The sequence below is a fragment of the Paenibacillus sp. FSL K6-2524 genome (assembly GCF_038005525.1).
In the GTDB taxonomy this organism is placed as follows: domain Bacteria; phylum Bacillota; class Bacilli; order Paenibacillales; family Paenibacillaceae; genus Fontibacillus; species Fontibacillus anaericanus.
On the sequence record NZ_JBBOSP010000001.1, the window covers coordinates 2,481,852 to 2,508,568 of the forward strand.

The following is a 26,717-nucleotide window of genomic DNA, read 5'->3' on the forward strand; positions in this document are numbered from 1 at the left end:
AAGGGGTATATAAATATCTAAGTTTTAATTTCGAGGATTGATCTCCGCTTAAAAAGATATGGTTAGAATATATGACGGAGGAATTAAGAAATTGAACAAGATCATGCTCTGAACCAGGTCACTATACGCTAAAAAGGTTTTAATAAACAATTGAAAAAACATATCACCATAAAACTAAGTCATATTTTAACGAAGTTGTCAGTTCAATTGAGCATAAGAATTATAGATCAGCAGTTGTTATGCTCTATTCGGTTGTAACTTGTGATTAAATATTCAAGCTTATGGATTTAAGGGATTTCCATAATGATGAAAAGGCTAGAAAAATACTGGATGATCTAAATGCAGAGAAAGAAGATGCACCAGTTTCACCGTCATGGGAAAGCAGCTTAATTGAAAAGTCATTTAAGGAAGCAAAGTTGTTGGAGAATGAAACCATCCGTTTTATTCAGACAGTGTTGGAGATTCAAGAAGCTATATAAAGAAGCATTTGGACGAGGTGTTCGATGAAAGTGCTACTAAGAGTGTGTATTACATAGCCCTTCATATGCTAAGTACAGGCTTCGCTTTTATGTGTTACTATGGTGGGAACCATAGTAGTGGAGGTAAAGAGGATGCCCAATAAGGAATTTGTAATTAACGAGTTAAGCAAGAAATTTAACTGCACCTTATCTACTATTCAGGGGAAGAAAATCATGTATCATGGTAACAGCTGCGGAAAAAAGATTGTCGTATGTACACCGTATTCGAAAGTACATGTAATCGGTAAGGGATGGTTTGATTTGACGACAAAGCAGGTCGAGTTGCTAGATGACTCGGAAATTGCTGTACTTGCCGTTCGATTAGGGGTTAATAAGATCTACTATATCGATTTTAAGGAACTAAGGAAGTTGATGCCACTTGAAATCATACTCAAAAACCCTAATGAGGGTGAACACTGGAAGTTGTTCGTATGGGAAGATCATATTCAAGTTCAAGGTAATGAACGAAAGTTTATGGTACAGCCTAAGGGTGTTCATTAATTTTAGTAAACCCCTCAATTTCAGAGCCTAAGTTATTGTAAATCCTCATCAGAATTTAGTTTGGGATTTTTTGTGCTACTATGTACCCTGATTTGTTGAGAAGGAGTTTACAGTCGAGATGTAGAATGTTGTAAGTTGCTGGCGAATGTAATATACGAGGGGACTGTAATTATCCTATCAGTTCGAAGCGCAGCTTGAAAGGTTTTGGAGGTCTTTCTTTTTTTAGGCTTTGAAGTAATAAGTCATATTTCCAGCTATTCATGGTAAGTCATCATAAGGTATATAAGTTTGATGAAATTCATGGTAATTTGCACCTATACAGAGAAAAATCATGGTTATTTAATATACTATCTTTTACTAAGAAATTTGCAATTTTCCTTAAAGTATCTTTCTCCATTGGTACTTAATACAATTTCCTCATTATGAGTTTGAATTACTACATTTTCGCCTATTAATTCACTTTGTAAATAGACAGAGATTGGCTGTTTAAAAACCTTCATTCGTTCAAAATCTGAATGTACCAGTAGTTGTCGTTGTTTAGGCATCGTTTTCTCCCTTAGAAAATATTTTTTATATCATTATTGCATAAGTACGCGCTATATTAAATTAATAACTCAATATATTGCGATTGGGGATATGAAATGGTGAAAGTGTCAAAACACGAAACTCGAACGAATGGCTGATCAAGCAGTTAGAGATGAAGCAAATAAACCTGAATCTCACTTAAGAGCTAACATTCCAGATGGTGAAATGAAAATGGATCAACTAAAGTATTTTACCAGCGAATTTTATCAAAAGAGTTGTCTATTATTATAACATATTTCGAACGTAAGATAATTAATTCAAGGTTAATTGGTCAATCTCTGGTTAATTAAAAACATGAAATGTTAGCGGAGATTAATTTCATTATAGATGAGGATAAAAATGAAGGTAAACTATTACCTAAGAAGAAGGGAAAGTGCTCACATATTAAGAGAAGGCTTGCGCAACTCGATTTAACAGTAATATCATATTTCGTACTGAAAACGAAAGACAATATTTTACTGCCCTAAATTAGTATGATTTTAAAATATTGATTAAAAAGATGTCAGTGATAAAAATAATACTGGAGTAAAGGTCGGGGAGAGTTATTAGAAACCGAGAAGATCAGTGAAGATGGAGATGATTAATTGATTCCTTTATCTAAAAATGAATTTTTCGAAAGGTACCATTTACCTGAGGAGTATAAAGAAATTATTGATTGGGATCAAATGGTTAAAATTTATGATCATTTTTTATCAATTAAAGATAGATTGACTGCCCAGGCTGAATTTATTGCAAAGACACTTAGGTCAAATAAAATAATTCATACTGTGAGATCTAGATTAAAAGATCCTGAACATCTGGTAGAAAAAATGATTAGGAAGACTCCACAGCGCAAGGAACAAAAAGGTGAAGATTTTTGTTTTTCAGTTAGTAATTATCAAGAAGAAATAACCGACCTAATAGGTGTTCGGGCAATACATATTTTCAAAGAGGACTGGGAACAGATTCATAATTTCATAAGTGAGACATGGAATGTTATTGAGAATACAGCAAACGTAAGAGCAGGGGATAATACGGAAAGATTTTCTGAACTAGATATTAATGTTGACCGTAGAAAGTCTGGATATCGTTCGGTTCATTATTTAATTGAGTTTTCTCCAACGTCTAAAAAAATGGTGGCTGAGATACAAGTCAGAACTATTTTTGAAGAGGGATATGGGGAAATTGACCATTTATTGCGGTATCCACATGGAGAGGTTCCTAAAATTATTGAACTAAATTTACTTTTGTTGAATAGAATTGTTGGAAGCTCAGATGAGATGGCTTCGTTTTTAAATATGCTGAAAGAAAATTTAGTTCAAGTGCAAACAGACATGGATTCCAAAGACAAAGAAAATAAATTATTAAGAGAAAAAATTAATAGTTTGAAAATTGAAAAAAGTGAGAAAGAATCAATCCTTTCTAGTATTAGTGTAATTAACGAAAGAAAACCACTATATTTGGGCGAACCATTACAGAATGATTTTATTATTGGGCACGATATTAATAGTTTCTTCAATAAAACACTTTTGTTAGGCTCTAACGATAATGATGAGAAATTAAAAGAAATATATGAAAATAAAAGGAGGGATATATTTAATAAAATAGAATCGTCTACAGCAGATAATTTTTATGTCTTATCAAAAAGAAAGACTATTAAAAAAAACACTCTTCAATGGTGGATACATTCTGGTCACGGCTACACTGATAACATAGATGACGCAGGTATTTTTACTAAGGAAGAATTTAAATATAAAATAAAACCATACAACTATAATTTTTGTTTTACAACTGACATTGCAATACCAATTAAGACTGCAAATGAATTATTTGAGCAAAGTACGATTCTGTATAGTCAAGAAATTGTTGAAAAACTTGAGAGCATTGAGGACAAAATAGTAGGGGATTTAAACTGGGATTTACCTAAAATTGTAATAGATTAGAGTGAATAATAGATTAGTTTGTAGTTTAGTTTACATTTGATTGAATTTAAATCACATTGAATAAGTTACCTAGTGGAAGCTTATAGAGACTATACCACAAACCAATCTATGCAAATTTAGCTGGACTACCTATGTATGATATTCACCTGATAGAGTAAAATACCAACTCTCAGTTGACATATCCATGTTTCATACTGCTAAAGGGTTAGAGTATAAAGTTGTATTTATCGTAGCAGTTTAAGAGCTCTTTCTTCCTGGAAGAAACGGTGATGATGAAGTTAAAGTACAAATGAGTAAAGAGGGCTTTACGGTGCCATGACTCGGTCTCAGAGCAAGTTCTTATCTTATGCTAAAAATTAGAACGGAATGAAATGGGTTCGAAGGCAAAGCAAAACCATCGCGATTCATTAGCGAAATGGAAGAACGTCAATAGTTAGATAAAAGGAAACCACGTAAATTGGGAGGTAAGCAATGTGAGGGAAAGAAGGCGCTTGGGGTATTTAGCTCAAGCCGTTGTAACTGTTGTCAATTCTCTCGTTTCAGAGGAATGGGAATATGTTCAAATTAAACCTGATACACAATTGGACCTGGTGGATATTGTTTGGTATTACCAAGATCAAAAGCCAAAGGTGGTTCAGTTCAAAACATCAAAAAATAGCTTCATGATGCCCAACATCCGAAAATGGATTACATTACTTATTCAAGATTATCCTGATGCGGATACCTTGAACTATTCCTTATTGGGACTTGCAATGAAGAGACAAAGCACACTATGAATTGAATTAATAAAAAGAGTAGCCGGATAAGGATTTTGGAGACAATACGACTTTAATATTAAAAAAAAAATCTTAACTCAACGATTGAATGATTAAGAAGCATTAGAAGCAATGATATACAGGAACTTGGGAAAGTATTTATCTCGAATTGGAAAACATGCTACTGATACAAATCTTGAATTAATGTCCAAGTCATTGATTTATACATATATGCTATATTCAACTCAAGGAAAAAAGGAAGCGAGAATAGATTTCGAAAATCGCTTGTTAAGCTGGATTGATCATTTTTGGAAATGAAAAATGAAAGAATGAGTGATCTTTGTATTGAGTTTTATTTTAAGGATCAAATAGAATTTCCAGTAGTACGAATTCAATTAGTATTAATCTATTTGAGTCTAATTTTTACCTTTGGAAAAAAGCACCTTTAATTGAAATAATTAAAGAAATATCGGATATGAAACTTTCTGATAGATCCGAAGTGAAGGTAGAATCTAATGTATTTGACCCGTAAGTCCCTGCTTTTAACTTTGGCTTCTTTTAGATTCACTAAAGAAAAAAGCTTGTTGCTCCAAATTTTCTCGCGGAGTTTCTGAAAAATCACAATATACTTCTTCGCTATACTGCGAAGATAAACAATCCTTGACTTATTTGGGATGAAAAACAGACGGAATTGAACCAAAGAAGAAATTAATATATATGAAGCTATACTATTATTTGAAGAAGAAATAAAAAAATTCTTATTATGCTTTGTTTAGTTTTTTTGTTTCATACAGTATCATTCCAATTACTTTAAGGAATTTAGGAAGTAAACAAGATCAGAATATTAAGGTGAATTTAACTTTTTGTATGCAAATAGACATTTTAAAAAGCAATGATTTTATGAAACCTAACGTTAAGATAATTGAAGAGTTTACAGGATATGATGGATATATTCATCTTTTACTTAGTCATGAGTCTGATAGTAAGATTAATCAATATGAACACTCTCATCTAGTGGAAGAGCATTTATTGTCCCTTTACCATAAACCTACTCCGAAGACACTAAAAAAAGACTTTGAAAATTACATTGAAGCGTTATTTGATTTTCAACATTATGAAGAAAACCAGCGCACAGTTCTAATATTTGAATTTGAACAGTTAAGTCTTAAAGATAACTTTGTACTCCCATGTTTTATTATGGTACGCACCAAAGGGACTTTGAGATAAGTTACGAAATCACTTCTGTAAATTTGCCAGAAGTCGCTAAAGGGAAATTATCATACGAGGTATAAGGCGAACAATCGGTAAACAGAACTTATTACCCGTTGCATCTTTCAATGTATTTCCTTGTTTTATTCCATATGAAGGGTACAGTGATAATTTTGATTAGATGGATAAGAAATTATTTTAAAAAGAAGAAACTGAACAAAATGCTTAATCTGTTAGAAGTTCAAATGGTGGTAACTTCCGGTTTATGTGGTAAACTTCAGAAACTAATGGATGACTTCGCGAGGCAGCGATTCAATATTTCGAACGAACAAGTATTGAGTCTAAAGAATAATCGTGATTATACATACTATTCCAACAATGTACCTTATTCGTTAAATCCATTGCTTCAGAGTTTCTTTCAAACAGTACAATCAGAACTAAATACCAATAATCAGTATGCAAAGATCCTATCTTTATTTTCTTCACAGAAAGTAAAGTATCTCACTCTCTACAGCACAATTGATGCTACGATGGAAGAGCTTAACCATGAAATCGCAGTACAAACCCAGAGGGCGGCTTCATTTCTATTGGAAATAGCAACCATACGCAGAGGATTTTTCACGTATTCTACCTTTGTGCACTTGATGGCCGAATATCAAGACACTTTTAAATATTTTCATTCAGGGGATATTAGCAGGATCTCCGAATCAACCAAGGTCAGTCTTACGTATTATGATGACCTTATGCAATACCGAGCCATTTGGAACAAGGAATACATAGAGCAGGAGTTGCAAGAAAGTCATGATCTGCTTTCCAATATCGACGGAAAGTCGCTGGATCCCCAGCAGCGGATCGCGGTGGTTACGGATGAGGACAGTAACCTTGTGCTTGCTGGTGCAGGTAGCGGAAAAACTTTAACCATTGCAGCAAAAGTGAAATATCTAGTAGAGCGTAAACAGGTGAAGTCTGAAGACATTCTGCTCATCTCCTTTACCAATAAGTCAGCGCTAGTGATGCAGGATCGAATTAATGATCGGCTGCACCTTCCGGTGACGGCCAAAACGTTCCATGCGTTAGGACTCGAAATCATCGCCAAGGTAAATCAAGCTAAACCTGATATTTTTGATTCGAAACAAATGAGTAATGTTATTCAGAATTATATGAAGAACCATATCTTTGAACATGGACAACAAATTCGGTATCTCATTGAGTTTTTTGGTTATTACCTCAGCATTCCCAAAGATTATTCAGAATTTGAGAATTTGGGCGAATACCATGAATTTAACCGTAACTTAGATTTCGAAACCTTAAAAGGGAAGATGTCTAAAGCAGAATATTCTGACCTTGCTGCAGGACAGAACCGAACCCAATTGAAAACCCTTGCTGGAGAAACCGTAAAAAGTTTTGAAGAAACCTTGATTGCGAATTTTCTGTTTCTAAACTCCGTGGATTATGAATATGAACGAGAATACTCTCTCGATACACGAACGGAGTATTATCGCCAGTACAAACCTGATTTTTATCTACCCGATTATGATCTTTACATTGAGCATTTTGGCGTAGATGAAGAGGGGGGTACCCCTTGGCTAAGCGAAATTGAAGAAGTGAAATATGTGGAGGGTATGAAGTGGAAACGCCAGCAGCATATGGCGCAAGGAACGACACTGATTGAAACCTATTCGTATTACAACAAGCAAGGGATACTACTCGACAAGCTGCGGGAGAAGTTACTCGTTAAAGGTGTGAAATTTCAAGAAGCCGATTATTCTAACATTTTTAACAGAGTATATCAGCAAGATCAAGACAAATATTTCAAGGAATTCGTGAGTCTTTTATCGACATTCATTAATCTGTTTAAGTCCAACGGTAATCAAGAAACCCAGTTTGATGTGTTTATGGAACAAAACAAAACGAAACCAGAAATTCCGTTCATCAAGCGTCGAACGGAACTGTTCCTCTCCTTGGTGAGGCCGATTTACAACTATTATGAAGATCACTTACAGCGGATGCACAGCATTGATTTTACGGATATGATCAATCAGGCAACGGATATCATTAGGAAGCATCAACTGCATTTTCCGTATCGATATATCATTATCGATGAGTACCAGGACATTTCTAAAAGTCGTTTTGGACTTATTCAAGCGATTAGAGAACGCACAAACGCGAAGGTCATGTGCGTGGGCGATGACTGGCAATCGATCTTTCGCTTTGCGGGCAGTGATCTTCAGCTATTCACCCATTTCGGGGATTATTTTGGGGCCTTTGAACTAATGAAAATTGAGCAGACTTACCGTAACTCACAGCAGCTAGTCGATGTGGCGGGACGATTTGTAATGCGAAACCAAGCACAGCTAAAGAAAAAGTTGAAGTCCAGTCATAAAAATACATTACCGATTCAAATTTTAGGGTATCAAAAGGACAAGATTACAGCTCTTCGCGCAGCCATCGAGCAAATCGTTAAAGACCATGGCAAAGCTGCGGAAATCCTCCTGCTTGGACGGACTAATTTTGATATAAATTTTTTAGACGAGGAACCCGAGTTTCAATGTAATAAAAATAAAGACTACATTGTGTATACAAAATATCGTGAATTAGAGATTTCCTTTTTAACAGTTCATAAATCCAAAGGGCTGGAGAAGGACCATGTAATTCTCCTGAATGGAGAAAATAGCCTGGTTGGATTTCCCAACCAAATCGCAGATGATCCTGTCTTGTCTTGGGTTCTGACCGATCAAGATCGCTTTTCGTTCGCAGAAGAGCGGCGATTATTTTATGTGGCTCTAACGCGTACTCTGAATTCGTGTTATATCTTAACGTCCGAGCAGAAAATGTCTGTGTTTTTAAAAGAGCTCATCGAAAAGGATAAGGTTCCGTATCAGCTCGTGACTCATGAAGGAAGTATATCCGAGAATCCCAAGTGTCCCAAATGCAAAACTGGTCATTTGACACGTAGGCTTGGGAACAAGACGTTCCTGGGTTGTACCAACTACCCAGGGTGCGATTACACCAATTCGTATGTTGAGATCCTGAAAAAGACGAAGCCGTGCCCGAAATGTGGCGGATATTTGGTTTATAAAAAAGGAAGCCGAGGTCCATTTTACGGCTGCACCAACTACAAACACAATTGCCGATATACCGAGAATTATCATTTTTCCAAATGAAAATCGTATCAACCCTCTAAAATAAAAGTTTCAGAAACCATTTAATCAATTATCGACAGATTGAACTAGGTTCTGTGTAAATGGTTGGATAGATCACCAGAGGAAACATCACCCATAAAGCGTTGACTCTATAAGTTGTAAATATTTTAAAGAACTTGAAGTGTAAGGATTTATCGGACCAAAGTAGCAGTGATTACTTGTGATTGCTAATGCTGATTAATTCATATTAAAAAAGGAAATGATGATTCTAAAACTGGAAAGGTAGATTCATTATGCATACATTGTGGAAAGGTGCATTAAGTTTTGGGCTAGTATATCTCCCAGTAAAGATGCACGCTGCAACTGAGGATAAAGATATCACTATGAAACAAATTCATCGAACATGTGGCTCACCAATATCTTTACTCAAATCGTGCAGTCAGTGTAATAAGGATATCAAATCTGAAGAGCTAGTTAAGGGTTATGAATTTCAGAAGAACCAATATATCCTTTTTGAAAAAGATGAGTTAGACCAACTGCTTCCTGATTCACATAAAGAAATTAAAATTATGGATTTTGTAAGTATTGATGAAATTGATCCGATTTATTTTCAGAAAACATATTATCTATCCCCTGATAGCAGGGCTGATAAAGGTTACACTCTGTTAATGGAAGCTTTAAAGACGACTAGCAAGATAGGTATATGTAAGGTGTCAATTCGTGCTAAAAGCAGCCTGGGGGCTATTAGGGTCATCAACAACTGCCTTGTACTTGAGACTCTATATTACTCTGATGAAATCAGGCCAATTCAAGAAGTTCCTAATATTCAGACAGATCCTGTTGTTGATCCAAAGGAGCTGGACATGGCGCAATCTATAGTGCAACATCTCTCAGTTGCATTTGAGCCTACGAAATATAAGGATGATTATAGGAATCAACTAAACGATGTAATCAACAAAAAAATTCAAGGTGATCAAATACAATATTCGGTTATTCAACAGAAGAATAATGTATTAGATCTTATGTCGGCTCTTCAGGCTAGTCTTGATGCTTTAGATCAAAGCAAGAATAAAAAAACTATAAAGCCAAAAGGAAAACAGAAAAAAGAACAAACAGCATGAAATTAAATAAATCCATCCAAATAAGTGAGGGACAGGTTAATTCCTTTCCCTTTGTTTATTTAAACTATTTATATAGTCGTTCAAGAGTTGCTCGTTTAGTGATAGGATGGAACGCGTCTTTGGATTTCTCTCCGCACGATACCCGCATAAAATCGCGGGTTTTTCTTTTTAAGGTTTACCAAAAAGAGCTGGGATTTCTGGGTTTGCGGTGACTGGCAGGAAAGATCATTGTTTTCCACGAATACTATGAGGAGGAACCTTATTAGAAAGCTCGGAAAAAGACGTTAATTAATTCCCCGTAAAAAAAGTCCCTCGAAAATTATTGAAAAGAACACACGAAAATTCAGGCACTAATTGAGAATAAAAGGAGAAATAAAATAAGATTAGTAAAAGTTAATGTTCTGAATTATAGAATATTGGTATTTAGAAGCTACAGCAGAACTAATACGTTCAAGTAACGTTGTCAACCTTAGCGAAAAAATTGCCTTAGTATGCTGGAATCTGGTTTTATTTATAATTTCTTTATTTAACTACACTATTCACATATGTTACGTATGTCGGGGCATCTTATAACACACTGTTTTCGCTACTGCGTTAGGTTTGAGAGTAATAGTTCATGTTTCCTTTTATTCATGCTTAGTCAATAAAAGGGATAGAGAAGTTTGATACACGTTCAAAATATTGTTTTTACTTCTTTCGGATATCCTACCTAATGCAATAACTTAGGTAAGTAAGTACTATCGTTTACTAAAAAATTTACAACTCTCCTTAAAGTATCTTTCTCCAATATTACTTAATTCAAGTTCCTCATTATGAGATTGAATTATCACATTTTCCCTATTAAATCATTTTGTAAATAGACAAAGATTGGCTGTTTAAAAACTCTCATTCGTTCAAAATCTGAATGTTCAAGTAGTTGACGTTGTTTAGGCATATTTTTATCCCTTTGGAAATGTTTTATAATTAATTATTACATTCATATGTACATTCTTAAATATAACTCTATCAGATATACTACCAATTTGTTATAATTTTCAAGAAAGTGTCGATAAATCGAAAGAGTATTTCATGAAGTAGAAATAAGAGGTGAAAGTTATGAACCAAAAAAGAGATAAATATGCCCTCATCGCACCGCGAGCTGAATACTTAACTGATACTGTTGTTCTGGCTCAAGCATGGAAAAAGACGCAGAAGTATATTCGTCGTCATAACTGGTATGCTGATGTATTAGAACTTGATTGTTCTACTATAAACATCGAAGATAATATTTCAAAATGGGCTGCATTGTCTAAAAGAAAAACATATAAGCCTGATAAAATGCGAATTGTACCGGCACCGAAAAATTCACACTGGGTTTTTAAAAAAGATGCTAACGAAGGTCAAGAAAATCCTTGGTATCCTGAAAGTGAACAAAAACTTCGGCCTTTAGCGCATCTAAGCATTAAAGATCAAACACTTGCGACAGCAGCCATGCTTTGTTTTGCTAATGCTGTAGAATCCGAACAAGGGCCTTCGGAAGAGGAAGATTTTCTACAAGCACAAAAACAAAGAATTTTCAGCTATGGAAATAGGTTGCATTGCGAATGGTTAGAAGTTCCTAATCAACGCAAGCAAGCTAAATTTGGATGGGGCAACTCACATTCTTATCGAAAATTTTACGAGGACTACAGATTGTTTCTGGCGCGCCCTAAAAAGATTTGCCAATATTTCGCTCCAAAATTAACATCAAATCAAAATATGTTTGTTGTTTCCATCGATTTAAAGGGTTTTTTCGATAATATAGATCTTAATGCACTTCGAAAGCAAATAAAGATTATTTACGAAAGATACATTAATACATATAAACTAGGATCGGAATACTACGCAGACGATAAATTCTGGGGAATTCTAGAAAATATATTCAAGTGGAGTTGGGAGAATATACCGCTTGAGAATGGCGTGTTTGAGAAGAATACCCTTCCAAAGGGGCTTCCTCAGGGACTTGTAGCGAGCGGATTTCTTTCTAATGCATACTTAATTGATTTTGATAATATGATAGGTGAGCTAATAAATAAAGAGATTCAACAAAAAGATGATCAATTCCCTAGGATAATTCTTCGTGATTACTGCCGCTACGTGGACGATTTGCGTCTTGTGGTAGAAACGAATGATACAAAGGATTCTGATCAAGAATCAATCGCGGAACAATTAAGTTATTTTATATCCAAAAACTTAAAGGAGTATCTTGATGAAATAGGTTCTACAGTTCGTTTGAAAATTAATGAAAAAAAAACTAAAGTCTTACCCTATAGACAAATGTCCACCCAAAGTAATATCTCGTCACTGATGACTCTCTTTCAAGGTGTGCTTAGTGGAACCCCTGACATTGATTCGTTACAGCAGATGGCAGGTGGACTAGACGGTCTTCTACAAACTTCAGAACAACTAATAGATGAACTTTCGGAGAAAATGAACTGGTTAGAATTATCAAGAATATCAACACCTAATATCGACGTACGCGATGACACTTTGAAACGTTTTGTTGCTACTAGAATTGTTACGTCTCTTAGATTACGCAGAGGAATGATTGATCTACAAGAAACTTTGGGAAGCAAAGAAGAATTTCTTGAAGATGTGACCTCTGGGCAAATGCTTGATCATGAATTTGAAACAACAGCTCGAAAATTAATTGGATGTTGGGCAAATAACCCGTCTCTAACTTTATTGTTAAAATGTGGTTTGGATTTGTTTCCTGATAAATTATTATTAAACGTAGTATTAGAAGCTCTAGAATATAAACTTTTTCCTAATCAACAAAATGAAATAGATATCCTTGAAAAGAAAACTATGGAGTACGTTGTTGCAGATTTATTTCGTTCTGGAGCGGTAGATATAGGTTATCGTCCGAAAGTTGAATATCCTGAGTCAGTAGATATTAATTCGTTTCGTCAAGAATTAGGATCTTTTGCAAAACGAGTTTTAAATGAACGGCCAAATTCTCCATGGTACGTTAAACAACAAGCTTATCTTTTCCTTGCTTCAATAGGTGATGCAATGGAAGCGAATAAAGTTGGTAAAACTGAGTCTGGACTGGGGGAATATCAACTTTTACATCAAGCTATTTTGTATCGACCAGTTGAGTCGAAAAAAGAAAAAGTAAAAGATTGGTTTCCTATTATGCTCGTGGCCCAACAACTGCATACTGATACTAAAAGATTTGCGCATTGGTTTATAGGAATAATTAATACATTAAATGAATCAGAGCAAAAGGACTTAGTTTTTATGCTTATAAGGAATAGGCCAGATCTTCTTGAAGAAATTCGCAATTCAAGAAAAGCACGAAAAAAAGAGTGGTTAAAATATATTCCAGAGGAAATTGATATTAATTTGAAACAAAAATTAATCCTTTTTAATAATGACGAGATTTCTCTGTTACGAATTATTCAAAGTAATGAGAATCATTTTACTCAAGAAAATGCTCTATTGTTGCTTGCATATAAAATATTAACATATAATGGCATTGAAAAATTACTCGAAAAGGGTTTATCTGTTAAATCTATATTTGTAAAATGTAGTGATTGGAAAAGAATTCAGCATTTAGATTATAAAAATGATAGTTATTTTTCTATTCGAATTGAATTCCAACCATCTGATGACAAATTATACGAGCAACCTTCCTGGATAAATATGAATCCTCCATGGTTATATGGACTTGGTCGTATCCTTCGATCATGTCTTACAGGGGAGTATGACTTTACCATCTCTACTTTTTTAACACGGGAAGATGTAGGGAAATATAGAGGATTGCGTTCAACATGGTATACTCGACGGTTTGGATTAGTTAATTCTCCAAGTGGTTTAAACAGTTACCAAGATCCAGTATCACCATGGATAAGTGAGTTATTGATCCGTTTATTACAATGGCCTGGAATAACAATACAAGGGGATTTGGTTGTAAACTTTGATGATATTAACACAGCTGTGGATCTTTCAAATATTGTAACTGAACGAATTCATCATCAATTACATTATTTTGGTAAGTTAACTGGTACTCCCGTTTATGAAATTCCTACAATAAGTTATCAAGAAACAGATAATAATATGTTTAGGGTTGCGATCGTTCAAACATTGCTTCCAAAGTTTAATGATTTCAATGATAAAGATCCGACTCACTGGACAGAGTCTTTCCGTTCACGTCATCAAGCACATATTGCCTCAGTATGTAATCTTGTTAGGTTAAAATTAAAAACATGGTGTGATGCTCAAGAAAGAATAAATGCAAATATGGTTGATTTGATAGTTTTTCCTGAGTTATCTATTCATCCTGATGATATTTGGTTGTTGCGACGATTATCTGATGCTACAAAATCAAGTATTTTCGCTGGAATGACGTTTATCCATGATCATTCAAAAGAAAAAATAATCAATCAAGCTATTTGGATACTAAGATCTGAGCGACGGACGGGTAGAGAGTTTGTGGAAGTTCGACAAGGAAAATATCATATGACAAAGGAAGAAAAGGAACTTGGAATACAAGGATATAGACCTTATCAAGTACTAGTTAAATTCAAGAGAGGTACCAATGATGCTATTCGTGTTGCTGGTGCAATATGTTACGATGCTACGGATTTAGCACTTGTGGCTGATTTACGGGACGTATCAGATATTTTCGTAGTAGCGGCTTTAAATAAGGATGTACAAACTTTCGATAACATGGTTGGGGCACTACACTATCATATGTATCAACCTGTGATTTTAGCGAATACAGGCGAGTTTGGTGGTTCAACAGCACAAGCACCGTTTACTAAACATGATCGCTTAATTGCGCATGTTCATGGAAATAATCAAGTAGCCATTAGTATTTTTGAGCTAGACCCAACTATATTTAAATCATCAAAACAACCTAAAGCACCAGTAGAAGTTAAAACTTCACCTGCAGGATATACTGGCCGTTGTTAACACTATGTACTGTATATTTGTCGTTGAGTTTCTTATTATATTGAATGTAAAACCAACTTATTATTTAAAAGGAGTTGCAAATGTTAATAAAAATTGGATCTATTAATGAAGTCTTATATAACCATCTGAAAGAAGGGCAGGGGGCTGCAGAGTATCTTAGATTAAAGATTCCTCGATTAGCAGAAGAGTTAGAACAGTTCTTTATTACTAGATCTGATATACAAAGAATACAAAAAGCGGAGGCATTAGCTGAAAGGATCTTAGAACTTACAGATTTTTCCGATCTAGTTCCAATAAGATCAGGAGTGGCGACGCTAGAAATTAAAAGAAGAATATCTTATGATAAGCAAACGGATCATACTGCCCATACATTATACCTCTATTTATTAGGTATATGGGTCTATGACAATATTCCATCTTTAAGAAAACCCATTGATGATTCTATACAAAGCTCTAATCCAATTCATATGTTTTTGTTTCAATGGACATACGCTTCATTACTTCACGATATTGGCTACCTATTCTCACAGGAGTTAGAAAAAGATGCCGGTGAATCACCTTATGCATCAATCTTTGATAATATATTTAATTTAGATAGTATAAAGCGATATGCAGGAGTATTATCTGAAGAAAATAGTATGAAACTAGAAGAATTATGGAGAACGTTTGAAGAAAAGTACAAAATCACTTCTATTTCCACCATAAATTCGAAGCCAGATATTATACATCAATTAGATCATATCCCTTGGCTTGTTGATTTAGGACTGAAGACAAACTCAGGACTAGATGCTCTAATGGAAACTAATATAGAAGAAATGACTGTACGAGATTTTGCCTTATTTATGGCTACAAAAGGTTATTCAGGAAATACTGTTGTGGATCATGGAGTAGCAAGCGGTTTAATGTTACTAAAATATTCGTCTATTTGGTACTGGATATGCAATGAAGCACAGCAAAAATATCTATCTTTATATGAGGAATTAACAAAAAACTATAAATATCCGTTAAAAGTATTTATTCGTCATGTAATACCGGCATGTAAGGCTACGGCCTACCATAATCTCACTAATACTAAATTTAATCTTACTGATAACCCGATACTGTTTTTGGCAGTGTTATGTGATGAACTTCAAGTTTGGGATCGTTTTTTATCTGGACACAAATATATTGACAACTGGAGTACAGTTGAGCATTGTATGTCAGAGGATGTAATAGTTGAAAAAGAGACCAACTCAAACGAACAATTATTACACTTCACTGTTTCGAATTATTACTGTGAAAAGATCACTAATACATTAGAGAAAAGAGTAGCGAACTGGAGTAATTATGTTCGAATATCTTCAAATTAATTGCACCTTGCGTAAAAGATTGAATAGACATTGAATGACTTTGAAACCATAAAAACCGTTTACTAGTGTACTGTACCCCAATTGATAGACACAACTTACAATTGAAGGTACAGTTTTTTATGTCCAAGTATACTTTTAGAAACGAACCAATAATTGTATTGGGATACAAAATTTGATATATATGTTATATCTTCGAAAATTTCCGAATCAGGTTTTTTTATTTTTTTATGTAGGTAAAATGATGTCAAGCTAAAATGCACTTATCTTCTCTTTTTTTTATTTTCTACTAAATAACATAATATTACAAATTGATAAAGGGAATATTAATTGAAACTTAATTACCTTAGTAGATATATTCAATAAATATTTTAAAATTGATTTCCAAACATATGATTCCTATCGAGTTGGTTCCTCATATGAAGAATAATAAGGAAGAGTATAGGAATAAAACCAGCAGCAGTCTAAGACCAGCTGTAGTCTGCGTCTACTTCATTTGTGTTTAGTCAAATTTCTTTTTTAGTAGATGGTGATATTTCTTATCAAAAAGATTAACCAATATATCCGGCACAACCATTATTATAGACAACGAATACTTGATAAACGTGAGCTACAATCCCCTTTTTGTTGGAATAGAGGTCATTTTAGAGGAGATTTCTGTAATGACAATTGATCGCGAGAAAATTGTTGCGGAGCGAGAAAAGTACAAGGATCTATATACTTAATTTCTAACAGAATCTGAACTTCAGGCTCTACTGGTATGAAGACCCAATAAGATAGTTGTATAAGTACGAAGGTTTGCCGTGTTTTCCGGTAAACCTTTTTTAAGTACGGCGTGCCCAGAAGCACGCATTATCTAGTTGGTGAAAGTCCAATCAAAGGAGGGGCCAAGCCGCCTTTGTAGCTAGGATACTTGTGCATGGCGAAATCTGTGTGTAGAAGCGAATCGACAAAAGTACCTGTCTGAGACAGGGCGAGCAACAACCCAGACCGCAACATGAAGTGAATCCTGCCGCGTCGTCAAAAAGGCACTGCAAAGGGGGAAGAGAAGATGTCGAGTCTCGCGTATATAGACGAAGGCCAAGGAAGCTGTATAGAACTTGGGACAACAGTGAAGAATCCTCCGGCGTAGAGGGAACGGCATGGGTTGAAAGATAATGTAGTGAACTGGGGAGACCCTCCCCTGCACGGGAATTTTTTTAGGAACCCGTAAAGAGACACTTTACAAGCCCGAAAGGTGAAGTGAACCGTCTGCAGGAAGGGAGTCCGAGGGGCCTGTAGTACCGAAGAACCTAAGGACAACATAACCTTAGGGAGGGAAGGAGCCCTGCTTTGTTCATGTTTCACCAAGAGGTACGAGTTCGTGAATGCCAAAATGGCTAACGACACGCAAGAAAGCGCTCAACAACTCTAAGGGGAAACTAGGTCATGAGGCCAAAGCAAAAATGCTGCATGCCCATGAATGATGAACATCGGAAAGCCGTATGAGGGAAAACCTCGCGCACGGTTTGATGAGGAGGGGCTGGCTAGGCCAGCCCTTTACTCTAGCCCCAGCATGGGGACTGTTATACACCAATAGGATTGTTTATTAAAAGACATTTGTTTGATCCATAGTACATTTATGCTGGTCATAGATGAAGGCTTTGATACATATTACAGTGTATGGGGAACGTATGTTTTGTAAGGTTATTCATAACCTTCTTAGCTTAGTCATGGCCATCGTCCGAATACAATACTCAGTGTTATATTTAAAGGTTTATTACGGTGGGTTTTTGATCGATAGATCTAGATTAGAGGTAAGCATTTCAGGTAAAAATAAACCACTATGACGATAGTGGTTTATTTATTATCAAATATTTCAGATAGAAGTAGGTGTGCTTTTTTAAAATCCGAGGACGTCATGGCCCATAACTTTTCATTAATTTGATTAGAAGCTCTTCCATTTCAGATTTGCCCACCTTTATATATTTACCGTACTGAAATAGCTCATAGATACTTAGACTCGTTGTCTGACAATTTTTAAATGGATTGGTTCATTATTACACCTCATAAATAAGTGTAAACAATGAACGAATAACGATATATTTATGTAAATAGATGATTTTAACTTAGTGATTTGTTTCCGTATCATTAAGTTGATCATTTATAATTAATTATTTCTATTTGCTTCAATGTTTAGCTCATAACTTATTTTTCTTTTCTGAAGAATAGCGTTAATTTGAGTTTTTCTTATTCATAGCCATGCATAATATTATATTAACTTTAAATCAAGTTTGATAGTGAATAGCAAATGAGTCAAATATATATAAAGATGAATATACGTATTAAAAGTCATTGTTTTGTTCGTAATGATGATGAGGTGATTAATATATTTCAGAGAAATCAAAATGTGTCTGATATTTAAATATCTTCAATTGTTTGTGATATTTTTAGGATATTTTTATTCAAAAGATCTTCAATTAACTCATTTATATCTTCGTTTTCATAATCCTTATTGTATAGTTCTTCTAATGAAACGGCTTCTTTAATGGTAGGCTCTATAATCATATAAACATCATGACTAATATAATAAGATTGATTGTTAATTACATCAGTTAGAATCTTTCCATCTTTGAACTCAATGATAGTAATAGTAGAATTCATATAAACGTTCAATTAATTCAACTCCAAATCTTAATCATTATATTTTGGGTGCGTACTAGTCATACATTATGCAAAATAGATGTTGAGGATTGTCCCTTTTTTATAATAGGGTCTTAGGTCGCCCCTTTTGATAGAGTACCTCTACATATTCCAATGGTTTTTACCACAAGATTACTGTTGTCCTTTTTCATAGAATCTCACCTCCTAACGTTATAGAATATACTAGTACGCACTCAAAATATAACAACTAATTATTAAGCAATCTATTATTAATAGATAATTCTAATTTCAAAAGTTTGTCTATACTATTGTTGAGGTCTATCTCCATATCAAATTGATATATTTTATAAAAGTTAAAGCATAATCTCTCCCACATCCCAATCGACTGTATAAGTTTCTTATCAATTTCTATATTTTTTTTTTGTAAACTTTGTAAAAGATAATTCTTCGAAAGTATAGGACCATTAAAAGATTTTATTGAATGTATCATTTCAAAGTATGATAAGGATTTTTCCAATGGATCTAATTCGTTTATTCCTTTAAGGTGTTCTTTTAGTTCCACAAATTGTTGTTCACAAGTTTCCAAAATCTCTATAGCATTTAGTCGAATAATCCGAGTAATTCCGTCAATAATATTGCTTTCTATAAAATCTTCTTCATAATTCAAAAATACAACATGATCTTTGTGCCGCATTTGATTATTCATAGCTAGCATTAAATCATTCATTTCTATTATGACAGTCTCATATTTATTATCACTAACCAAAAAAGTGTCATTGTCTTGGTTATAAGAATGTATCATAATATAATGATTTCCTTTTCTTTTTTTATAATTTATTGAGTCATATGGTAAGTGAAAACAATTGGTTAAAACCACTTGATTTTTAACTTTTTTTAAATTGTTCATTGTTTTCTGAATTTCGAAGTCACCATTTTTAAACGTTTCGTGCACTAATTTAATCCCTGTCATGTTTTTGAATATTTCAGTACTAATTTTGTTCGCGCAAAATTCAACATAAGGAAAATATCCATTATCTTTTTTTGTGATTCTAAAACTATGTCCGCCCATTAGATTAAACACATCACATTCTTTAAGGTTATGCCCATTTTTATTAGTAAGTCTTGTTACCACACTATAAAAACAATGATGGTTAAACATGTACCCTCCTATTACCTTTTAATAAAATAATACATCTTAAACATAAGAATCCTTAGGTTCTATAATTTGGAACATGGTGGAAATATATCATGTGTATCAAGTTGTTACAAGCCAATAATTTGACAGATTACATAAGTTAATTATTTACATATTTGTAAATTGCGACTTTGGGTGTGTTATCCCTAGTTATTTTTAATACCTGGTGGAGATACAACTTCTCTGTCTTGAGATGCGAAAAGAAGGATTCGATGCATGCGTTATCCAGGCAGGTAGCTTTGCGAGAGTGACTGCCTTTGACGTCGAATTCCTCTAATCGTGTGATGTATGCCTGAGACGTCTTTTTTTCGTGTCCATTGCTCAACCGTATCCAGCACAAGTTTCAGATCGTTACGATCAGATATTTGCCAAGCCACAACCTCATTGTTAAAGAGATCCTGAATCGCTGACAGGTAATAAAAGCGCATACCATCTGAGATATACGTAATATCGGTGACTAATTTCTGCAGCGGTCCAATCGCATGAAATTGACGCTTTAATCGGTTAGGGTACACCGCGGAAGGGGTATAGTTGGAGTGATTTTGTTTCTTTCGGATGAGGGATTGAATCGACAACTCTTTCATGAGCCGCTGTACTTTTTTATGATTAACAAGGTAGTCTGCTTCCCACAAAGCGACCTGCAATCGGGGGTATCCGAAATAAGGATGCAATAAGTGAATAGCTATCATATGCTCCTTGATCTCATGATCTCGTGCACGATATTCGGCCCGTTGTGTTCATGTAGCTCGCCACTTGTAGTAACAAGCTCTAGGTATTCCTGCAATTGTTAATAGGCGTGTAACGCTGTGTAGATCACGTAGGTCTTTAATCACTTGGTAGTTATCCTCAGATATCAAGTTCTCTCCTTTACTAGAATTGAATAGCGCTTTTTTAAGTAGTCCACCTGTGGTTTTAAGTAATCCCGTTCTTCTTCAATGCTGGAAAATGCATACGGGGACGCCCCTTCATGGGGTTGGTTGAGTCTTTACGTGTATCAAATGCCTCTCCATCCCGATGCTTCCTACCCAGACTGAGTTGAGTACAGTTTCTGATTCCGAGCTTCTCAGCCACGGTTTCATAACTCGCACATCCTTCCAGATAAACTTTCACTGCTTTCACTTTAAATTCTTCCGTGTACGATTGATACACTTGTCCCTTTTTTCACCCTACCCTCCAATGTCACTCTTTCCACATGATAACATTCGGTCTATTTTGAGTGTCTACTTGAAGGGGATAATACCAAGCGGAAGGTTTTTTTGCCACCAGAGAAGGGCCAGAAGTTTGAGAGGTATGGGGATGAGAGAACGATGGACCTACCCGATCATCGAGAAGTTAGGGATAAAGAAAACACAGATAGCCGACTGGATGACAAAACATAATCACCGGTATTTCCAGACGATGCGGTCCCTATACTCTCGATATACAAACTATTTGACCCTTCCGGTAGCGTCAAATAGTTTATATCGAAATATTGGTTCAAGTACGGATGAGGATTCCATAAAAGGAATTAGCTGGAGAGGCGGGCATGATAGGCTCGAGTGCCATGAGATACGGGTTTACTAGATATCATCCAATCGTACGAAGACCATCCGTGTCAAGCCGGCTCTACCGCTGCGTCGTCGTTGTGTGGATATTTCCAGCCGTGGATTTACACGGCTACCTCCATGGAGGTAGCCTGAGTTGATCGTGGTAAAGATTTGTTTGCTATCCCGACTTAGAGAATTTTCGCAGATCCGTATCCTTTTGTTAACAGGAGTCTAACGTGAATGAGAACGGTCTGTTGCGGTTTTTTTTAACAAAAGACCATGATTTCACGAATGATAAGTAACTGGTCGTAACACTACGATTGATTAACAAACACCCCCAAAATGTCTTGGCTGGAAGTGCGCCTAAGAAGCAATGAGGGAGTTGTCGAAAACCACAAGATGTATACCGTTAATTGTTGGCATTTCCATAAACAATGGTTCTTGTCATGTCGTCTTTATATGTATTATAATAACAGAGTCAACTTATATTCCCATGCTTTATACTTAATATATTTCTATATTAAGTATGGAAATAGCTATCCGTAGTTTTGTGAAATAAATTACAAACGATTTGATTGGTTTATATTAATTATCACAAAAAGGGTTTGTACTAGGGAATTGTAATCTGATTATAAAGGAGAAGAATATGATACAAGATATTGAAGATGGTTATTACCTATCAACATATTTACATATTGACCCCTTATCGAACCTGGTCGGTGCCAGAATAAGGCATGACCATAATATGTCACTGTGGAAGAAAAATGGTAATAAAGTTGAATTAATACACTATTGGGAAATCGAGAGGTTAACGGGCTTAAAAAAGCATAATAAGTCATTATTCAGCGTCGAAAAAGCAAGAGATATGATAAATGAGCTATTATCCGAATATGAATTATGTCTCGAAGATATTATTGATATCTGGGGTACACCAGAGTTACAAAAGAATAAAAACCTTGAATATCATTCATTGCATGATTATCCTCAAATTACATACCACAGTATAGCACACTTATTTTCCTCTTTAATGTTGGACACTAATATATTTAGGAAAAATACGATCATTGGTTTAGCGGTAGATGGTGGTCCAGATAATGTTATTGACTGCAACGCAAGATCAAAGAAATATTATTCAAGTTGTGTAGCGGAAAAAGGTGAAATCAAGGATTTATTTTATATATCTTCTCCTGCGTTATTGTGGAGCTACGCAAGAATGAAGTATGACATGGAACAAGGGTCGTTAATGGCTTTAGCCAGTGCATCTACCAGTGAATATCTCTTGAATTTTCCAGATGTCGTGGTTCTCGACGATCGATTATCGTCAAAAACTGCATTTGAATGGTTTAATAAGCTTCACAGTACTATAGAAAATCTTGACGATAGAGATGTTGGCGTAGTTTTTAACGGATTTGATGAACGTTTTTCAATAGAAGATAATAAGATCAGTATGGTTATGAAATTAATCCAAAAAAAATCTGAATTGATGATGATAAACACGATTCATGAGATAATTCAGAAATATAATATACAAGTGGAAAATACCTACTTGGCTATTTCAGGCGGTTACGCCCTTAATTGTGTTTCAAATAGTATGTTAATGCAGCAGTTTCATTTTAAGGGATTTCTGGCCCCACCCTGCGTAAGTGATACCGGTCAATCCTTGGGAATCGCTCTTTATGCATTTAATAAATATGTAAAATCTTTCGATTTCAGATTTGATCATCCTTATTATGGAAATGAAGATACCAAACTAGAACAATTGCTTTTAAGTGATCAATGGAAACCTTTTATTAAAAGTGTATCAGATTTGGAATTGAACACTATAGTGAACGATTTGAAACATTCCCCTATTGTTTGGTTCGATGGTAGAAGTGAAGTTGGTCCAAGAGCGCTGGGTTCTCGAAGCATACTGGCTGATCCGAGATGGAAAGAGTCCAAAGATATTTTGAATGTTGTTAAGCAGAGGCAATGGTGGAGACCGGTTGCACCTATCATACTGGAAGAGTGCTTGGACGAATGGTTTGAGAGTGCTTATCAGTCTCCCTATATGTTGCAAACATTTAAAATTCGTGCTGATAAGTTACCGTTAATACCAGCAATTTCACATATAGATACTAGTTCCCGAATTCAAACCCTAAATTCGGAAAATAATCAATTATTATATAACGTACTTAAAGCATTTTATTCTTCGGAGAAGGTTCCTATTCTTTGCAATACATCCTTAAATGATAAGGGCGAACCGATCATTGACAAAATACCTGAAGCACTTAATTTCGTATTGAGAAAGCGAATTAAGTGTCTGTATGTTAATGGGATAAGAATTGAAGTTCAGAATTTTGATGAGTATCCTGAGTGTTCCCCTTTAAAGCGAAATATGAGTTATTATAGTAATAGCAATAAAGCTGAAGAGGAGCAGAGAATCCAGCAATACAATCCTTATGACATATCGGCCGAAATGTTGGAGTTTTATTATGCTACTTCACGTCTAAACAATAGTTTAGATATAGAACAGAAAAGAGATGTGGATAAAATGAAGCGACTTTTCAATATAATACATAAGAATGAACTCATCACCGATTAAATCTAAGCCTTTTTCAACGAACCTTAGTCGAAAGTTGTTTGATGTGACAGATCTTTCTGACATTGTAGCGGCATATCTCCGAATGTTTGTCAAAATAAAGCGTATTATATGGTATACATTTCTGCAGTTTTTATGGTCTTCTTTTAATAGTATATCTCTTAGCTCCTTTTAAGATTATTAGTAGTGAAGATAGAATTTCTCGACCATCGAGGCATTGCCATAACAATTACCTCGGTGAGACATGCTGATACTTACGCCAATCTTTGTCAGCATGTCGAGATAATCGTGGGACCTATATTGGAATTCCTAGTCGCTAAGGCTACGCTCCTTTTCTGTTTAATGCTTTCGTAAACGTGCTAAGGACGCGTAAGTTATCATTACGTTAGTACTGAGGTGGCAGGTAACAATTTCGTTGTTATACAATTCTTTAATCGCTGATAAGTACACCCAATTGTAAAGTACCTTATATTGTGTGACATCTCTTACCCCTTTTCATTAGGAATGTTGAGTTCCGCTTTAGCAAGTTCTCTACTACTCGACCTCTTGGAGAGGAAGCGGAGTTTTGCCGATATTTCTTCCGAATCTGCGAGTGCAAGCCCATCTGCTGCATTAAGCGAAGCACCTTTTTATGGTTCATCCACACCCCTAATTTTGCAGAAGGAAGAGTTGGATCAGTTCGATATCCGTACTTCCGACAGTACTTTAAAAATTCCGTTCGAATGAGGTCCTTGTACTGTGCGCCTGGTGTCGCTTCTCGATAGCCCGAATACCCGGTATAACTCTACAACTGAAAATTCCTAGAAGAGAAAATTGTTTGGAAAGTTTGTTATTAACGGGAACAGCGAGACGGAAAAATCTGCTGAGGGAATACTATTCTAATAACCGCGTTCGTTGCCGGTTTTTGTGGTGGACTTCTTTGATCTGATGCTAGCGGTGGAGGTTGAAGTGACGGCTTTTCGCACAAGTAAAGCGGCTATTCAACTCCAACAGGGAGTGAGAATGAAGCAGCTTCGAGAAAGTTCGAAATCTTGAACGATGAGTCGATATCGTAGGAGGCTGATACCGGGTGACTCAGGGAGAATTGGTAATTTGCACTTTAGGGGCTCACCAATCCAGTAGCTAGAGTCTACGCCAAGAAGTGGGGGACCAGACTGGAATATTATCGAGCGGAGTTGGAAGGAGACATCGACATAGATTGTTTTAAGGGTTTATCCGATGTGCGAAGTGGCTACTTGGGTATTTGGTATAATGTTTTTTGCTCGTACTAACACATCAAGAGAGCGCGTAGAGGAATTTTACGATTCTTTGAAAGAGTTTATCCGGCAAGCGATATCATCTCTAACCCTGTAATCGCATTTGCTGTTTTTCTTTTCTGTTAATCTTACTTCTATGGGTAAATTATTACATAAGCATTAATAAGTGACTCTACCCATAGATTTGTTCCAAAAAATATAAATTTACAAACAGTACTTATTCTATTGTGCAGGAAAATGAAATAAACCTAGGAGAACTCGATGAGTGAAAATTTGAGGTAAGGGCACAAGGAGTAACGGAATTTTTTCTAATGGAAGCACATAGAATTGTGACGTATGCGTTATAGTTCGGGAATTATGGATGCTTCATATTAGGGGGGATTGACAATTACTATTAATGCTGTTTTATTTGACTCAGGGCGGGTATTGAATAGGCCTATCACAGGACATTGGTTTATCACGCCTAATTTCTTTAACTTTGTAGACGAGACAAAGTTTCGATCCTTAGATAAACAGGCAATTCACCGGGCGTTCCATCTGGCGGGGAATTATATTTCCATGCAGAATGTAATTCAGAATGAGGATGAAGAATATCGTCATTTTCTTGAATATTACCGAATCTTTTCTAGCGAGTTGCCTAAATTGGAGCTAACGGAAAGTCAGTTAAATTCGATTACGTATGATTTGGTGTACAATTATAAGAAATATGAGTTTTATAAGGATGTTTTTGAGCTGATTCCTGAATTGAGCAAAACATATAAACTAGCTGTTGTATCGAATGCATGGCCTTCCTTGGACAACGTATTTAGACAAGCAGATTTACGAAAATATTTTTCATCCTTCGTTATTTCCTCGCAAATCGGAGTTATCAAACCCCATGAGTTAATGTACAAGATAGCACTCGAAGAATTGAATATGTCACCAAGTGAAGTTTTGTTTGTTGACGATAATGTCGGAAACTGTGTCGGTGCCGAAAAAATTGGAATTCGTTCTCTTGTTTTGAGCAGAGACTGGAAACTTTATATGTACTACAAGTTCATGCGAACCAATCATTCGGTAGTCTATAACCTAAAAGGCGCAATCAAACATCTAAAGGAAATGGAATGAGTGACAAGACTATTCACTTTAACTTGCTCAAAGTTATCCATTATTTAAAAGGTGATGGGTTTAACGGCTTGATTAAACTCCGATAAAAAGCTTATACTCTCAACAAATCTTTATCCGCAAGATTCATTTCTTGAGCACTCCTTTTTTTGAAACGTATGTTCGTTTTTAGGAATAACGGGTTAACGGGGAACGAAAGCTTTGTAAAAAGCGAAAGATACTTAGCAAACATATGAACAAAAGAACTGGTTGTCGATGTTTTATCGAAGGCCGGTTCTTTTATGTGACAAGCGGAGCAGGTTACTTTAAAGTATAATATAGGAATCAAAATCCAAACGAACGGTGCCTGCTATGCTATGTTCCAACCGCACAATACA

General features: G+C 35.3%; 19 protein-coding genes. 15 read left to right on the forward strand and 4 right to left on the reverse strand.

Annotated features, from left to right (window positions below; all coding sequences use genetic code 11):
* Nucleotides 1-281 precede the first annotated feature (281 nt).
* From NST85_RS11070 to NST85_RS11115, 10 genes are all read left to right on the forward strand, one after another.
* Complete coding sequence (locus NST85_RS11070; RefSeq protein WP_341189296.1) at nt 282-479, forward strand: hypothetical protein; 198 nt, start codon at nt 282-284, stop codon at nt 477-479.
* A gap of 132 nt (nt 480-611) precedes the next feature.
* Nucleotides 612-1,019, forward strand: a complete 408-nt coding sequence (locus tag NST85_RS11075) for a hypothetical protein (RefSeq protein ID WP_341189297.1) — start codon at nt 612-614, stop codon at nt 1,017-1,019.
* Between the two features lie 675 nt (nt 1,020-1,694).
* A complete protein-coding gene (locus tag NST85_RS11080) occupies nt 1,695-1,835 on the forward strand; it encodes a hypothetical protein (RefSeq protein ID WP_341189298.1) in 141 nt (46 codons plus the stop codon).
* Nucleotides 1,836-2,188: 353 nt separating this feature from the next.
* Nucleotides 2,189-3,526 carry a RelA/SpoT domain-containing protein gene (locus tag NST85_RS11085; RefSeq protein WP_341189299.1) on the forward strand — a complete coding sequence of 446 codons (1,338 nt, stop codon included), beginning with the start codon at nt 2,189-2,191 and terminating at the stop codon, nt 3,524-3,526.
* Nucleotides 3,527-3,999: 473 nt separating this feature from the next.
* Complete coding sequence (locus NST85_RS11090; RefSeq protein WP_341189300.1) at nt 4,000-4,302, forward strand: hypothetical protein; 303 nt, start codon at nt 4,000-4,002, stop codon at nt 4,300-4,302.
* A gap of 846 nt (nt 4,303-5,148) precedes the next feature.
* Nucleotides 5,149-5,508 (forward strand): hypothetical protein, encoded by a 360-nt coding sequence (locus NST85_RS11095; RefSeq protein WP_341189301.1) that lies wholly within the window; start codon nt 5,149-5,151, stop codon nt 5,506-5,508.
* A 203-nt stretch (nt 5,509-5,711) separates the two neighbouring features.
* Nucleotides 5,712-8,654: a UvrD-helicase domain-containing protein gene (locus NST85_RS11100; protein WP_341189302.1), complete on the forward strand. Its 2,943-nt coding sequence runs from the start codon at nt 5,712-5,714 to the stop codon at nt 8,652-8,654.
* Between the two features lie 272 nt (nt 8,655-8,926).
* Nucleotides 8,927-9,754: a non-homologous end joining protein Ku gene (gene ku / locus NST85_RS11105; protein ID WP_341189303.1), complete on the forward strand. Its 828-nt coding sequence runs from the start codon at nt 8,927-8,929 to the stop codon at nt 9,752-9,754.
* Nucleotides 9,755-10,849: 1,095 nt separating this feature from the next.
* Nucleotides 10,850-14,692 (forward strand): reverse transcriptase domain-containing protein, encoded by a 3,843-nt coding sequence (locus NST85_RS11110; RefSeq protein ID WP_341189304.1) that lies wholly within the window; start codon nt 10,850-10,852, stop codon nt 14,690-14,692.
* 80 nt (nt 14,693-14,772) lie between these two features.
* A complete protein-coding gene (locus NST85_RS11115) occupies nt 14,773-16,041 on the forward strand; it encodes a hypothetical protein (protein ID WP_341189305.1) in 1,269 nt (422 codons plus the stop codon).
* A gap of 2,397 nt (nt 16,042-18,438) precedes the next feature.
* On the opposite strand, the gene NST85_RS11120 is transcribed toward NST85_RS11115, so the two are convergent.
* From NST85_RS11120 to NST85_RS11135, 4 genes are all read right to left on the reverse strand, one after another.
* Nucleotides 18,439-18,681, reverse strand: a complete 243-nt coding sequence (locus NST85_RS11120) for a hypothetical protein (protein WP_341189306.1) — start codon at nt 18,679-18,681, stop codon at nt 18,439-18,441.
* 247 nt (nt 18,682-18,928) lie between these two features.
* The gene (locus tag NST85_RS11125) at nt 18,929-19,840 is read right to left on the reverse strand and encodes a BtrH N-terminal domain-containing protein (protein WP_341189307.1); all 912 of its coding nucleotides are present in this window, start codon (nt 19,838-19,840) and stop codon (nt 18,929-18,931) included.
* Between the two features lie 257 nt (nt 19,841-20,097).
* A complete protein-coding gene (locus NST85_RS11130) occupies nt 20,098-20,577 on the reverse strand; it encodes an IS3 family transposase (RefSeq protein ID WP_341191099.1) in 480 nt (159 codons plus the stop codon).
* Between the two features lie 211 nt (nt 20,578-20,788).
* Nucleotides 20,789-21,025, reverse strand: a complete 237-nt coding sequence (locus NST85_RS11135) for a transposase (protein WP_341189308.1) — start codon at nt 21,023-21,025, stop codon at nt 20,789-20,791.
* 107 nt (nt 21,026-21,132) lie between these two features.
* Between NST85_RS11135 and NST85_RS11140 the strand changes: the two genes are divergently transcribed.
* The 5 genes from NST85_RS11140 to NST85_RS11160 all read left to right on the forward strand — a co-directional run bounded on the left by NST85_RS11140 (nt 21,133) and on the right by NST85_RS11160 (nt 26,343).
* Nucleotides 21,133-21,255: a hypothetical protein gene (locus NST85_RS11140; RefSeq protein ID WP_341189309.1), complete on the forward strand. Its 123-nt coding sequence runs from the start codon at nt 21,133-21,135 to the stop codon at nt 21,253-21,255.
* A 793-nt stretch (nt 21,256-22,048) separates the two neighbouring features.
* A complete protein-coding gene (locus NST85_RS11145; RefSeq protein ID WP_341189310.1) occupies nt 22,049-23,983 on the forward strand; it encodes a carbamoyltransferase C-terminal domain-containing protein in 1,935 nt (644 codons plus the stop codon).
* A gap of 543 nt (nt 23,984-24,526) precedes the next feature.
* Nucleotides 24,527-24,706 carry a hypothetical protein gene (locus NST85_RS11150; RefSeq protein WP_341189311.1) on the forward strand — a complete coding sequence of 60 codons (180 nt, stop codon included), beginning with the start codon at nt 24,527-24,529 and terminating at the stop codon, nt 24,704-24,706.
* Nucleotides 24,707-24,874: 168 nt separating this feature from the next.
* The gene (locus tag NST85_RS11155) at nt 24,875-25,015 is read left to right on the forward strand and encodes a hypothetical protein (RefSeq protein WP_341189312.1); all 141 of its coding nucleotides are present in this window, start codon (nt 24,875-24,877) and stop codon (nt 25,013-25,015) included.
* Nucleotides 25,016-25,617: 602 nt separating this feature from the next.
* Entirely contained in the window at nt 25,618-26,343 is a 726-nt protein-coding gene (locus NST85_RS11160) for an HAD-IA family hydrolase (RefSeq protein WP_341189313.1), read from the forward strand.
* Nucleotides 26,344-26,717 lie beyond the last annotated feature (374 nt).